13 protein-coding genes are annotated in these 14,266 nt (G+C 56.5%); 11 read left to right on the forward strand and 2 right to left on the reverse strand.

Going from position 1 to position 14,266, the window contains the following annotated elements:
• Positions 1-81: 81 nt before the first annotated feature.
• Positions 82-1,149, forward strand: a complete 1,068-nt coding sequence (locus MWH26_RS02780; protein ID WP_247975955.1) for a glycosyltransferase family 4 protein — start codon at positions 82-84, stop codon at positions 1,147-1,149.
• On the opposite strand, the gene MWH26_RS02785 is transcribed toward MWH26_RS02780, so the two are convergent.
• A complete protein-coding gene (locus MWH26_RS02785; protein WP_247975956.1) occupies positions 1,101-2,465 on the reverse strand; it encodes a hypothetical protein in 1,365 nt (454 codons plus the stop codon). The genes MWH26_RS02780 and MWH26_RS02785 overlap by 49 nt on opposite strands.
• Positions 2,466-2,487: 22 nt before the next feature.
• The gene (locus MWH26_RS02790; protein WP_247975957.1) at positions 2,488-3,741 is read right to left on the reverse strand and encodes a tol-pal system protein YbgF; all 1,254 of its coding nucleotides are present in this window, start codon (positions 3,739-3,741) and stop codon (positions 2,488-2,490) included.
• Between the two features lie 111 nt (positions 3,742-3,852).
• Between MWH26_RS02790 and MWH26_RS02795 the strand changes: the two genes are divergently transcribed.
• From MWH26_RS02795 to MWH26_RS02840, 10 genes are all read left to right on the forward strand, one after another.
• Positions 3,853-4,767, forward strand: a complete 915-nt coding sequence (locus MWH26_RS02795) for a M20/M25/M40 family metallo-hydrolase (protein WP_247975958.1) — start codon at positions 3,853-3,855, stop codon at positions 4,765-4,767.
• A 202-nt stretch (positions 4,768-4,969) separates the two neighbouring features.
• The gene (locus tag MWH26_RS02800) at positions 4,970-7,186 is read left to right on the forward strand and encodes a sodium-translocating pyrophosphatase (protein ID WP_247975959.1); all 2,217 of its coding nucleotides are present in this window, start codon (positions 4,970-4,972) and stop codon (positions 7,184-7,186) included.
• Between the two features lie 129 nt (positions 7,187-7,315).
• Entirely contained in the window at positions 7,316-7,855 is a 540-nt protein-coding gene (gene hpt, locus MWH26_RS02805) for a hypoxanthine phosphoribosyltransferase (RefSeq protein ID WP_247975960.1), read from the forward strand.
• Positions 7,856-7,976: 121 nt separating this feature from the next.
• Complete coding sequence (locus tag MWH26_RS02810; RefSeq protein ID WP_244695137.1) at positions 7,977-8,600, forward strand: adenylate kinase; 624 nt, start codon at positions 7,977-7,979, stop codon at positions 8,598-8,600.
• A 225-nt stretch (positions 8,601-8,825) separates the two neighbouring features.
• Positions 8,826-9,824, forward strand: coding sequence for a GTPase ObgE (gene obgE / locus MWH26_RS02815; protein ID WP_247975961.1), 999 nt, complete (start codon positions 8,826-8,828; stop codon positions 9,822-9,824).
• 159 nt (positions 9,825-9,983) lie between these two features.
• Positions 9,984-10,571 (forward strand): nucleotide exchange factor GrpE, encoded by a 588-nt coding sequence (locus tag MWH26_RS02820; protein WP_247975962.1) that lies wholly within the window; start codon positions 9,984-9,986, stop codon positions 10,569-10,571.
• Between the two features lie 148 nt (positions 10,572-10,719).
• A complete protein-coding gene (gene dnaJ, locus MWH26_RS02825; protein ID WP_247975963.1) occupies positions 10,720-11,862 on the forward strand; it encodes a molecular chaperone DnaJ in 1,143 nt (380 codons plus the stop codon).
• A 245-nt stretch (positions 11,863-12,107) separates the two neighbouring features.
• Positions 12,108-12,581, forward strand: a complete 474-nt coding sequence (locus MWH26_RS02830) for an RNA polymerase sigma factor (RefSeq protein WP_247975964.1) — start codon at positions 12,108-12,110, stop codon at positions 12,579-12,581.
• A complete protein-coding gene (locus MWH26_RS02835; RefSeq protein ID WP_247975965.1) occupies positions 12,581-13,210 on the forward strand; it encodes a hypothetical protein in 630 nt (209 codons plus the stop codon). The genes MWH26_RS02830 and MWH26_RS02835 overlap by 1 nt, the downstream gene beginning before the upstream one ends.
• A 79-nt stretch (positions 13,211-13,289) precedes the next feature.
• On the forward strand, positions 13,290-14,231 hold the full coding sequence (locus MWH26_RS02840) for an ABC transporter ATP-binding protein (RefSeq protein WP_244698966.1): 942 nt from the start codon (positions 13,290-13,292) through the stop codon (positions 14,229-14,231).
• Positions 14,232-14,266 lie beyond the last annotated feature (35 nt).

Consider the following 14,266-nt stretch of genomic DNA (forward strand, 5'->3'; position numbering starts at 1 on the left):
GGAAGCAACTGGTCAGTGTACCTTTGCGGCTGGCAGAAGGTGGCGCCAACTCCTTCGCCCGACATTCCCTAGCTTTTCCGTATGCAGATTCTTTTCCTGGTGCCCTATCCTACGGGTAAGGCTCCTTCCCAACGGTTCCGTTTTGAACAATACTTCGATTTCCTGACGGCCGCCGGCCACCGTTACTGGGTCGCCCCGTTTATTTCGGAAGCTACCTGGGCCATTCTGTACAAGCCAGGGCATCAGTTGCAAAAAGTAGCCGGCATTTTGGGTGGATTTCTGCGCCGGTTTGGGCTGCTCTTCGTGGTGCCGAAGTACGACTACGTGTTCATTCACCGCGAAGCTTCTCCCATTGGCCCGCCCGTATTTGAGTGGCTGATTTCCAAGGTGTTGGGTAAGAAGATTATCTATGACTTCGACGATGCCATCTGGATTCCGAACACCTCGGAGGCCAACAAGATAGTGGCCGGGGTAAAGTGGCACCACAAAGTGGGCAGCATCTGCCGCTGGGCCTATAAGGTTAGTTGCGGCAACGCCTACCTGCGTGACTATGCCCGGCAGTTCAACCAGAAGGCAGTTGTGAACCCTACCACCATTGATACAGTCAATCTGCACAACCAAGTGCGCGACCAGCAAGCCCCCGGGAAACTGGTTATCGGCTGGACGGGTACGCACTCAACCCTGAAATATATTGAGCAGGTAGTACCCGTGCTAGCGAAGCTGGAGCAGGAGTTCGATTTCGAGTTCCGGGTGATTTCCAATCAGCCGCCAGAATTGCCGCTGCGCAGCTTAGTGTATCAGCCTTGGCAAAAGGAAACTGAAATAGCAGATTTACTCAGGTTTCACGTGGGGCTAATGCCGCTCGAAGATGACCCTTGGGCGAAAGGTAAATGCGCCTTTAAAGCCCTGCAATACATGGCTTTAGGTGAGCCCGCGCTAGTGTCGCCCGTGGGTATGAACACGGAAGTAGTACAGGAAGATGTGAATGGGAACGTATGTGCCACGCCCGAGCAATGGGAGGCGGCCCTGCGCAACCTACTTAGCAACCCAGCGGTACGGTCCCGCATGGGTCAAGCAGCCCGCCAGACAGTGGAAGCTCGTTACTCCGTGGTAGCTAACCGCGAGAACTTCCTGGCGCTATTTAGTTGAGGCTTGGCGACTACGCGCCGTTTTGGCTGCGCCTTGGCCTGCATAATGTAAAGTGCTGCTAAGTAAAAAGGCATTAGGGGAATTTTGTAGCGCACTAGCGTGCCGAAATTGCCACTATTGATACCTACCCCGATAGCAAAGATGATGGCAAACAGAAAGCAAAAGAGCAGAATGGGAGTGCCAAGAATCAAGGCAAAACCCTTTCCGAGTCCAGTTTTGTAAAAAAGGCTAACTGTCAGCCAAATAAACAGGGAGGCTTCCAGGGCGGAGAGCAGCATTACTGGGTTTCTTACCTCGAATAGGAAAGGACGGAAAATAGAGACTATGATGGCTTGTGGCGCTACTTTCAAAGTAGAGCTCAATGAACCGTCGAACTCCCCAATGTTATAGGTTGAGCCGTTAGCTGCATAGGTAGTTAGGTACTGCTGATTGATGCGGGCCCGTTCCCCCAATTTTTCAACATCATACTTCTCGTCGCCGGCAGTCAAGCCTGTGGCTCCTAGGTAGCCAGCTCCAGCTCCTAGCAGGAGGAACAAGGGCTTGAGCAGCATGCGCAAAGCCGCTGACTTAATCCGTTGGTTGTTTTCATTAAACACCCACAACAGAGCTGCGGGCAAGAAGGAAAGCAAAATGTAGACCTTTACAGAAAGGAGGATGTAGGCACCTAGAGTACCAAGCACTACGGCGGTCGGTATATTCTTTTTTAGGATAAGGGCGTGATAAAACCCGTAAAAAGTCCACCCTAAGGCTCCTATGCACAAGGAGTCCTTCATCAGCCCCGACCCCCAGAAGAAAACAGATGGTAGAAAGAAAACGGCAATAGCCAGTTTCTTATAAGCCAGAGGATATATGCGTAGGAATGTGACATACATAGCCCACATGCCGCAAAAACTCAAAAAGGCAAAGCCGAGAGCAATGACAGTATAACTGCCAAAGCCGATGAGGGCAAATACGCTAGCTACCTGGGCCACGAAGTACTCCGTTGGAGCATCATACCAATACATCTGGCCAGTATAGCGCAGCATGTCCGCGTCAGCAGGGTGTTTTCCTAACAACAGCTTTACCCCTGTGCTGAATGAGTCGCCGAAAGCCCGGTATATTACTTTTACGTGCGAAAAGTAGTTAAACGTGTCTCCTCCGCCGTAGTAAAACTGGTAAATCAAGCCCAGGCCAATGGCGCCTAGAAACTTTACCGATAAAGCCGGGATGAAATACTTCCTGGTTAGAGGGTTGGTGAACCGCTTGCGCACGGCGAAGGCTATCCCGTAGAATATCCCGAGGTAGAGTGGAGTTAAAAACAGGTCCTTGAGTTCCATACACAGTGCGCGGTAGCCTTCCCTACTTCCGTTTCGTCTTAAGGTACGTTTTGGCCTCCTTGTATTGTTCCGAATTATGGTCGGATTTATCAAGAACTACGCTGTAATAGCGCCGAGCGGCCGTTACATCTTTGCCTCGATCAGCGAGGCGGGCCAGAGCCAGGTTAGCAAAAACGTAGAATCCATATTTAGTTTCGCCATTGGTTTCGGCGAATACGATGCAGCGCTGATAATACTCTTTGGCCTTAGCTAAGTCCTTGTAGCGATTCTGCATCAAGTAGCCCAGAAAGTACGTGGCGTAGCGGCCGCTGTTGGCTTCGTAGCCCGGCAGGCCTCGGTTTAGTTTGTCCAACATGTCCCGACTTACCCGCTCGCACTCCCGGAACTCGCCCTGCCGAAAGCAGGCGTTGGCATAAATGCGCTGGAGGTAGCCGTTATCGGGGTAGGTGGTGGCTAGGTAGCGGGCAATGGGCATGGCCTGTTCCGGCTTGTCCTCCTCGTTGATAAGAATGCGCATCAGAAACACTCGGGCTTCGGGGCCCACGTAAAACCCGTTGTCGGCTACGTTGCGCAGCTGCTGCAGCCCCAACTGCTTGTTGCCCTTGGGGAAAAACAGCAGCACGGGCTTGAGTAGCGGATAATTATCAGGAATCCAGACGGCGTAGTAGTTGAAGAGGGCCTGTCCGAACAGAAACTCTGGGCTTAGCCCATTGGCTTCCTTGCTTTTATCGAGGTAGTCTAGGGCGCGCTTGGCGCCTACCGTGGCTTTGCGCCAGTCATGACGCTCGGCGTGCAGGCGGGCATCAAAACCATAACCCGCCGCCAGAAAAAAGCACGCTTCGTAATTTCTGTTATCCGCCTTGTACAGGGCCTCACCCTTGGTGATGGCCGTATCCATGTAGGCAAAGAAAAGCTTGTCGTACTGCGTAGTTTGGATACCCGCCGGCATAATCTTCCACCACGTACTCAGCCCCAGCAAAAAGTAGGGCATGGGGTGGTTGGGGTAGCGGCGGCGTAAGCTGCGAAATTGCCGCTCGGCCTTGTCGTACTTGAAGTTGTAGAGGTTAAAAACGGCTCCTTCTAGCTCTGTCTGAATGTCTTTATCAAGCAGGAGCCATCCTTTGGTGTCAATGGCACCGGGAGCAACATCTACGTTTTCCAATTGTACCTGCCGCAATGAGTCCTGAAGAAGGGGCGGGCGGGCCGTGTCGGGTTGCTGAGCCAGCCCCACTAAGGGCAGGAGCAGCAACAGGACAAATTGGAGTCGTTTAAACATAAGAATAACGAATTGCGGCTTCAAACACGACTGAACAAATGTCCCATACTATGCATTGCAACAGCTAAAGTAGAACATTTGGCCTAGTTTTGGACAAATAAGATACACCATATGCAGCTTTTACAAGCCCTGTGCCAGATAGCGGCCCCTTCTGGTAATGAAGCTCCTCTAACAGAATTCTTGCTCCGGTACATACAGCAGCACCAAGCCAATTGGCGCACCCTGCCAACCGTAGTAGCAGGCGGTGAGTTCCAAGATTGCATTATTCTTATATTTGGAAAGCCCCGCACGGCGGTTTTTGCCCACCTTGACAGTATAGGCTTTACCGTGCGCTACGGCAAGCAGTTGGTGCGCATCGGCGGCCCCGACGCTGAAACCGGGTACCGCCTAGTGGGCCGCGACGCGCAGGGTGAGATTGAGTGCACGTTGCAGGTGAACGAGGAAACGGGGGCCCTGAGCTACGATTTTCACCGCGAGATTGAGCGCGGCACAGAGCTGACCTTCCGGTGTGACTTTCGGGAAACCGAAACCACCGTGCAAAGCTGCTATCTCGACAATCGGCTGGGGGTCTGGAACGCCCTGCGTCTGTGCGAAACCTTGCAGGATGGCATCGTGGCTTTCTCGTGCTGGGAAGAGCACGGCGGGGGCTCCGTGGCGTACCTGGCCCGCCACATCTACGAAACCTACGGCGTGCGACAGGCCCTAATTTCTGACATTACGTGGGTGACGGAAGGGGTTCGGCCGGGCCAAGGCGTGGCTATTTCCCTGCGCGACTCCCTGATTCCGCGCCGCAGCTACGTGGAGCGCATCCGGCGCATCGCCCGGGAAGCTGGTATTGCGCATCAACTAGAGGTAGAAGCCAGCGGAGGCTCCGATGCCAAGGAACTGCAGCTCAGCGCCCAACCCTGGGATTGGTGCTTTGTGGGGGCGCCCGAAGATAACGTGCACTCCCCCGACGAAATCGTGGCCAAAATGGACATTGAAAGCATGCTAGCTCTGTACCAGGAACTGATGCGCAAGCTCTAGTCAGAACTCAAGCTCAAGAACCGGAGAAAGCCGGGCGGTCAATGCGTGAATCTTGCGTGTTGGCCGCCCGGCTTTTGTGCTATGGCGTCGGCACTGCTACAGCTTACTGCTTGACTATTAGCTAATAAATTCTATTTTACCCCACCAATCGTTCTTTCTCACCTTTCTCTTTCCCAACCACCTTAACCTATTCCCACCGCTTATGATGAACATTCTGTACGTAGTGCCGGCCCTGGGGGTGCTGGCTTTAATATACACGTGGTTGCGTTCGGGTTGGGTGAGTCGGCAGGATGCCGGCGACGAGCGGATGCGCACCATTGCCGGCTACATTGCCGACGGCGCCATTGCCTTCCTCCGGGCCGAGTACCGCGTGCTAGCCATTTTTGGGCTTATTGCTTCAGCTTGTTTGTTTTACCTGGGCAGCACCGGCGAAAAGTCGAGTCCCATCATTGTAATAGCCTTCATTATCGGGGCCGTGTTTTCGGCGCTGGCGGGCTTTATTGGGATGAAGATTGCCACCAAGGCCAACGTGCGCACGGCCCAGGCCGCCCGTACCTCCCTGAGCCGGGCCCTAAACGTGTCGTTTTCCGGCGGCTCGGTAATGGGTATGGGCGTGGCTGGGCTGGCCGTGCTGGGGTTAGGTTCGTTGTTTTTGGTGTTTTACAAAATCTTCGTGGTGAATGCTGGCGGCACAGCCAACGACGTGCACATGGAGCGGGCCCTGGAGGTGCTGACGGGCTTCTCGCTCGGGGCCGAAAGTATTGCCCTCTTTGCCCGGGTAGGCGGCGGCATCTACACCAAAGCAGCCGACGTAGGCGCTGACTTGGTAGGCAAAGTAGAGGCCGGCATCCCGGAAGACGACCCCCGCAACCCCGCCACCATTGCCGACAACGTGGGCGACAATGTGGGCGACGTGGCCGGCATGGGCGCCGACTTATTCGGCTCCTATGTAGCTACCATTCTGGCTACCATGGTGCTGGGCCGGGAGGTAGTGGCCCGCGGCGACCAGTTTGAGGGTCTCTCGCCCATTCTGCTTCCCATGGTAATTGCCGGCATGGGCATTATCGCCTCCCTCATCGGCATTCTGATGGTGCGGGTGAAAGAAGGCGGCAACGTGCAGGGCGCTCTGAACCTGGGTAACTACGTATCGGTCATTGCGTCGGCAGTGGCTTCCTACTTTATCATCCGCTGGATGCTACCCACCGAGGATCTGACCATTCGAGGTACCACTTTCGACTCGATGGACGTGTTTTATGCCGTGCTGGTGGGGCTGGTAGTTGGTACCCTAATGAGCATTATCACGGAGTACTACACGGCCATGGGCAAGCGGCCCGTACTGAGCATTGTGCGTCAGAGCAGCACGGGACACGCTACTACCGTAATTGGCGGCCTGGCTGTGGGCATGGAAAGCACCGTGCTGCCCATTATTGTGCTGGCGGCCGGCATCATCCTGAGTTTCGAGTGCGCGGGTCTCTACGGGGTAGCCATTGCCGCCGCTGGCATGATGGCCACCACCGCCATGCAGCTGGCCATTGATGCCTTCGGGCCCATTGCCGATAACGCCGGCGGCATTGCCGAAATGAGCGAGTTACCCAAAGAAGTGCGCGAGCGGACCGATATTCTGGATGCCGTGGGCAACACCACGGCCGCTACGGGCAAAGGCTTTGCTATTGCTTCGGCGGCCCTGACTTCCCTGGCCTTGTTTGCCGCGTTTATGGGCACGGCCAACATTAGCTCCATTGACATCAGTGACGCCCGGGTGCTGGGCGGCCTGTTCGTGGGGGCCATGATTCCCTTCATCTTTTCGGCCCTGGCTATTTCGGCGGTGGGGCGCGCGGCCATGGCCATGGTGCAGGAAGTGCGGCGGCAGTTTCGGGAAATTCCGGGCATTATGGAAGGCACCGGCCGCCCGGAATACGAGAAATGCGTGGCTATTTCCACTCAAGCCGCCATTCGGGAGATGATGCTGCCGGGAGCTATTGCGCTGGTAGTGCCGGTGCTAGTAGGTTTCACGTTTGGTCCCGAGGTGCTGGGTGGCACGCTGGCTGGCGTTACGGTATCGGGCGTGCTGATGGCCATGTTTCAAAGCAACGCCGGCGGCGCCTGGGACAACGCCAAGAAGTCGTTTGAAAAAGGCGTAATGATTGACGGCAAGATGGAATACAAAGGCTCCGACGCCCACAAGGCCTCCGTCACAGGCGACACCGTCGGCGACCCGTTCAAGGACACTTCTGGCCCCAGCATGAACATCCTCATCAAGCTCATGAGCATCGTTTCCCTGGTTATTGCGCCCCACATTGCTGCCCCCGAGCGCGCCCTAACTACGGCGCCAGCACGCACGGTTGAGCAGCAGCTGAGCGGTAGCAACCCCGAAGCTGCGCTTGCTACCGCCCAGCTGCCGCTCAACCGTGTGCGGTGAGCTGTGCGGAGCCACCGGCAGCAACTTGCCGAAACCAGATAGGCACGAAAGCCGCCTTCCTTCCCCAGGAGGGCGGCTTTTTTCTGCTACCTTTGCCCGCCCGCTCACCTACGGCCCAACCCCAAACGGATGACCCCGGACCATATTTCGCTGCATAACAAGCAGTTTGAGCCCTACCTGTCGGCCGCTCAGCTAGCCAGTGCCATCCAGCAGGTAGCCGCTCGTCTCAACCACGACTACCACGGCCAAACTCCTCTGTTCGTGGCCGTGCTCAACGGCTCCTTTATGTTTGCCGCCGATTTGCTCAAGGAAATAACGCTGCCCTGTGAGGTGAGCTTTATTCGGGTGGCCTCCTACCAGGGCACTAGCAGCACTGGCGAGGTGAAGGAAGTGCTGGGCCTCACCGAAGAGCTAGCGGGCCGCCACGTGGTTATTCTGGAGGATATTGTGGATACCGGTCACACCATGCGCATGCTGCTCGACACGCTGGCCGAAAAGCAGCCGGCTTCCTTGGAGGTAGCTACCCTGTTTCTAAAGCCCGAATGCCTGCAGTACGAGCTGCCAATTCGCTACGTAGGCCTGAGCATCCCCAACGATTTTATTGTGGGCTACGGCCTCGATTACGACGGACTGGGCCGTAATTACCCTGATGTGTACAAAGCCGTGTAGGAAGAGTCCTGCGCCTGAGGCTAGCTAAAATTCGCTGGCCTGCGTAGAGGCTTTCCCGTTCGTTGCTTATATTTCCAAAACCACCCGTTTTCTCCTTCCCCCGCGTAACTCCCCGCTACTCATGCTGAATCTCGTGCTCTTCGGCCCGCCCGGTGCCGGCAAAGGAACGCAAAGCCAGAAGCTTATTGCCCGCTATAATCTGGTTCACCTCTCCACCGGCGACCTGCTCCGCGCCCAGATTACGCAGGGCACGGAACTTGGCCTGCGCGCCAAAAAGCTCATGGACGAAGGCCTGTTGGTACCCGATGAGGTGGTAATTGGCATGATCAACAGTGCCCTCAGCGACAATAAACAGGCCGCGGGCTTTATTTTCGATGGTTTTCCGCGCACCGTGCCCCAAGCCGCCAGCCTCGACCAACTGCTGGCCCAGCACGATACCGGCGTGTCGTGCATGGTGGCGCTGGAGGTAGCGGAGGAGGAGTTGGTGAAGCGCCTGCTGGAGCGGGGCAAAACCTCGGGCCGCCCCGACGACCAGAACGAGGAGAAAATTCGCAAGCGCGTGACGGTATACAACACCGAAACCGCCCAGGTAGCCGGCTACTACGCCGAGCAGCAGAAATTCCATTCCCTAAACGGCATTGGTGCCATTGATGACATCTTCGGCCAGATCTGTGCCATTCTCGACAAGCACCAGCCCGCCACTACGGAAAGCAGCCGGCAGGCTACCGACGAAGTAAAAGCGTAACTTTGCGGCTGCTACCCCATCGGTAGCGGCAGAATCATCTGTCATCCTGAGCTCAAGCAAAGGACCTTATCCCCTTAGGGCGATGTTCGTTTTACGACTCGTGCCTCCGGAATAAGGTCCTTTGCTACGCTTAGGATGACAGTTGTTTTACTACCCCACCGCAGAGGCAGGGACGAGGAAGAATGTTCGTTCTTCATTCCTACTTCTTCATTCTTCATTCAACAAGTGGCTTCTAATAACTTCATCGACTACGTAAAAATAAATTGCCGTTCGGGGCGGGGTGGGGCAGGTTCGCACCATTTCTTTCGCGCCAAAGGCTTGCCCAACGGCGGGCCCGACGGCGGCGACGGGGGCCGCGGGGGCCACATCATCCTGGAGGGTAACTCTCAGCTCTGGACCCTGCTGCACCTGCAGTATCAAAAGCACCTGATTGCCCAGGCCGGCGAAAACGGCGGCGAAAACCTGCGCACCGGCGCTCAGGGCGACGATATCATCATTCAGGTACCGCTCGGCACCATCGCCCGCGACGCCGAAACCGGCGAGAAAAAGCTGGAAATTACGGAGCACGGCCAGCGCCTGATTCTGACGCCCGGCGGCCGCGGCGGCCTCGGCAACGACCACTTCAAATCCGCCACTAACCAAGCACCCCAGTACGCCCAGCCCGGTGAGCCCGGCATTGACGAATGGGTAGTGCTGGAGCTGAAACTGCTGGCCGACGTGGGCCTGGTGGGCTTCCCGAACGCCGGCAAAAGCACCTTGCTCTCGGTAGTATCGGCGGCCAAGCCTAAGATTGCCGACTACGCCTTCACCACCCTCACGCCCAACTTGGGGGTAGTAGCCTACCGCGACTATAAGTCGTTTGTGATGGCGGATATTCCGGGCATCATTGAGGGAGCTGCGGAGGGTAGGGGCCTGGGGCACCGCTTCTTGCGCCACGTAGAGCGGAACTCCATTTTGCTGTTTATGATCAGCTGCGACTCGCCGGATATAAATGCCGAATATCAAGTGTTGCTCAGTGAGTTAGAGCAGTTTAATCCGGAGCTGCTAGACAAGAAGCGCCTGCTGGCCATTACCAAATCCGACATGCTGGATGAGGAGCTGGAAGCGGAAATCCGGGAAACGCTACCCACCGACCTGCCCACCATCTTCATTTCCAGCCTGACCAACAAGAATATTCAGCCCCTGAAGGATATGATCTGGCAGGCCCTGCACGCCGAAAAGTAGGCCAACACATCCTGGTCCGCCAAGACGGCTGAACTAACTACCTGGCAACTGAAGTTTCAGTGCCACAATGACAGCCAAGTAGGGTTTGGCAGGTTCCTTGTGCCCGAACCCGGCTGTATGTCTTCCCGATTCAACCCATTCCGACGATTCCAAGCGAAAATGGCTGACGATAAAACCCCCCAATCCAACGAATCCCAATTCGACCAGACGGACGCTGCCGCCGACCACGTAGCCGGCGAGTTGACGGAAGAGCCCACTGCCCCCGAGGTTGGGGAAGTAGAAGGTGCCACTACCGCCACGACTGGCTCGAAGACAGATGCTGAGTTGGCTGATTTGAAAGATAAGTACCTGCGCCTAGTGGCGGAGTTCGAGAACTACAAGCGCCGCACCACTAAGGAGCGCGCCGACCTGTTCAAAACCGCTAACCAGGAGCTGATGGTGGCGTTGCTACCCGTGCTGGATGACTTTGACCGGGCCCGCCACCACACCAAGGATACCGAGGATGCCGGCACGGTGCGGGAAAGCATCGACATCATTCATAACAAGCTCCAGAAGACTCTGAACCAGAAGGGCCTGGCCCCGATGGAAGCCAAAGGTGGCGCCTTTGACCCTGATTTGCACGAGGCCATTACTCAGATTCCGGCTCCCTCGGAAGACCTGAAGGGCAAGATTGTAGATGAAGTGGAGAAAGGTTACTACCTCGGCGACAAGGTAATTCGCCACGCCAAAGTGGTACTGGGGCAGTAGAAAAACCAGAACGTCATGCAGAGGCATGTCGCGCATCAAGCGAGTGACCGAAGCATCTCGCGTGGCATCGTTAACACAGTAACTCCATACGTCAGCACGCGAGATGCTTCGGCTGCGCCTCTGCATGACAGCCAAGTATAGTAAGATCATGGCAACGAAGCGAGATTATTACGAGGTGCTGGGCGTAGCCAAAAACGCTTCGGGCGACGAGATTAAGAAGGCCTACCGCAAGGTGGCCATCAAGTATCACCCCGATAAAAACCCCGACGACCCCACCGCCGAAGACAAGTTCAAGGAAGCTGCTGAGGCGTACGAAATTCTGAGCGACGAACAGAAGCGCGCCCGCTACGACCGGTTTGGCCACCAGGCTGGCGGCGGTAACGGGGGCGGCCCGAATATGGAGGACATTTTCTCCCAGTTCGGCGACATTTTCGGGGGCGGCGGCTTCGAGGGCTTCTTCGGGGGCGGTGGCCGCGGCCAGCAAGGCGGCCGGCGCGTGCGCAAGGGCTCCAACCTGCGCATCAAGCTGAAGCTGGACCTGGAAGAGGTGGCCAACGGCGTCGAGAAGAAAATCAAGGTGAAGCGCTACGTGGCCTGCAACACCTGCTCGGGCACCGGCGCCAAAAACGGCACTGACCTAAAAACCTGCGGCACTTGCAACGGCCAGGGTCAGGTGAAGCGCGTGGTGCAAACCATGCTCGGCCAGATGGTTAGCGCCTCTACTTGCCCTACCTGCGAGGGTGAGGGCAAGGTAGTAACCAGCAAATGTGATGTGTGCCACGGCGAAGGTCGGCAGCTGCACGAGGAGGTTATTCCGATCAACATTCCGGCGGGCGTAGCCGAGGGCATGCAGCTGAGCATGAACGGCAAAGGCAACTACCCCGAGCGCGGCGGCGTACCCGGCGACCTACTCATTCAGATTGAGGAGGAGCCGCACGAGCTACTCAAGCGCGACGGCAACAACATCATGTTCGAGCAGTACATCTCGTTCGTGGATGCCTCGCTGGGCGCCAGCATTGAGGTGCCGACCATTGAAGGCAAGGTCAAGATTAAGGTAGACCCCGGCACCCAGCCCGGCAAAATCCTGCGCCTGCGCGGCAAAGGCATCAAGGACATCAACGGTTACGGCCGCGGCGACCAGCTCATCCACCTCAACGTCTGGACGCCGAAAAACGTGACGGGCGAGGAGCGCGAGCTGCTGGAAAAACTGCGTGATTCGCGCAACTTCACCCCCAACCCCGGCAAAAACGACAAAGGCTTCTTTGAGAAAGTAAAGGAGTACTTCCAGTAAGCCGGTACGAGTTATTATCTCTAAAAGCCCGCTTTCCTCGAAGGAAAGCGGGCTTTTTGCGTAGCGGAAAGTTAGAGCAGGAGGATAAGGGGTAGAAAAAAAAGGGCAAACGGAACCAGCGTGAGCCTCGGCGTGGAAAATAATTTTAGGTTAGGCTGTAATGCAAATCCACAATGGGCGACTAATGCAGTGTAGTTAAATCTTGGCCTGGTCTCGTGGTTGTTTCCGCTGTTTCCGCATCCTTCGTGGCTCACATCAATGCCCATCAGCCCCTGCTGCTGCGCATCTGCCGGATGTACTGCCCCGATGCCGACGACCGGCAGGATCTGTACCAGGAAATGGTGCTGCAGTTGTGGCGGGCCTACCCTCGCTACGAGGCCCGGGCCTCGTTTAGCACTTGGCTCTACCGCATTGCCCTGAACATAGCCATTTCGGACCTGCGCCAGCGCACCCGTCAGCCCACGTCCCAGCGTCTTGGCTCCATGCTGCCCGAGGTAGCTGCGCCGCCGGACCTGGGCCCCGATGCCGACGACCTGGGGTTGCTGCACCGGGCCATTGCGCGGCTTTCAGACGTGGAAAAGGCCTTTGTGCTGCTGTATCTGGAAGAGCGCACCTACGAGGAAATGGCCGACATCCTCGGCATCACCCAAAACAATGTGCGGGTCAAGATGCACCGCATCCAGGAGAAGCTTCGCCACCTGCTAACCCAGCTTGCCTAATGGAACTCGATGATTTTCGCCGGAAGTGGCAGCAGCAGCTCGTGGCTACGGAGCAACCAAGCGCCCTGGAGGCGGCTGCCCTGGCTCAGCTGCTCAAGCAGGCTTCCCGAAGCTCCGTGGCCACTATGCTGCACAACGCGAGGCTGGAAATTGGCTTTAGCATTCTAATCTTGGCTGCAGGCATCACCGGTTTCCTGTACGCCGAAAGGCTGGTTGACCGCTTAGTGATGGGGTGGATGGTTCTTCTATGCGTGGTCAGCATTGTGTCTTACCACCGCTATTTGCTGAAAGGACTAGGGGACATGAGAACGGCGGAAGCATCGGTGCGTGACCAATTAACGCACCAGCTTCAACGTGTGCGCGAGGTACTGCGTCTCTCTTTGCGTTCATCCTTGTGGTCACTGGTAATTTCATTGGGTATCCCTATGAGTTTCTCCCTGGTAGGGTTAGCACGGGAAATGGCCACCAACCGGAAAATGGTGGTTTTTGGTGCATCGGTGGTATTCTATGCTATACTTGGGTACGGAGCCTTCCTGCTTATGCGCTGGTTGGCTAAACGCTACCTGTACGGACTCTACGGCCAGCATCTCGACCGGCTGGAAGCGGCCCTGCGGGAGTTGGGGGAGTAAAGCAGCCGGTTGGTTGAAATACCAGATTCCGAGCATAGTAAAAATTCTACATTGCTGCCACCTAACCAATTCACCTGCCGTGCAACCTATTCTTCAAGCCCTGAACGTGCGCAAAGCCTACGCCCAGCACGTTGCCCTCGACGGTGTCAGCCTCGATATTCCGGAGCGCAGCATCTTCGGCCTGCTCGGCCCTAACGGAGCCGGCAAAACGTCGCTTATCCGCATTATTACTCAGATAACGGCCGCTGACGAAGGCGAAATTCGGTTCCGGGGTGAGCGGCTCAAGCCCGCCCACATTGCCGAAATTGGCTACCTGCCCGAGGAGCGCGGCTTGTACAAGAAAATGAAGGTAGGCGAGCAACTGCTCTACCTGGCCCGCCTACGTGGCATGAGCCGAGCCGACGCCACGGAGCGCATCAAGGCTTGGCTGACGCGCTTCGACATCAAGCCCTGGGCCGAGAAAAACGTGGAGGACCTCTCCAAGGGCATGCAGCAGAAAGTGCAGTTTATTGCTACCGTGCTGCACGAACCCAGCCTGATTATTCTGGATGAGCCATTTTCGGGCTTCGACCCCATCAATGCCAACCTCATCAAAGACGAAATTCTGGACTTGCGGGAGCGGGGCGCTACCATCATCTTCTCAACGCACCGCATGGAGTCGGTGGAGGAGATGTGCGACAGTATTGCCCTGATTAACCGCAGCCACAAAGTGCTCGACGGACCCGTGGGTGCCATCAAAGACCAGTTCAAAACCCAGACCTACGAGGTAGAAGGCAAGGGCCGCCTGATGGTAATGCACCCCGATTTTGAGGTGCTAGAGCACAAGGAGCGCGAAAACGGCCACTTCTACGACCGAATTCGGCTGCACGCGGGCACCACGCCCAACGATTTGCTGCGCTACCTGATCAGCAACGTGGAGGTACACGCCTTCCGGGAGCTGATTCCGAGCATCAACGACATCTTCATCCGGCGGGTGCGCGAAACCATGCCCGAAAGCCTAGTGGAACCAGTTTCTGCTTAGCGCCCTACCCTTGCAACCTTCCATCAACTTGAACG

Origin of the sequence: Hymenobacter sublimis, assembly GCF_023101345.1 — a bacterium.
Classification (GTDB): domain Bacteria; phylum Bacteroidota; class Bacteroidia; order Cytophagales; family Hymenobacteraceae; genus Hymenobacter; species Hymenobacter sublimis.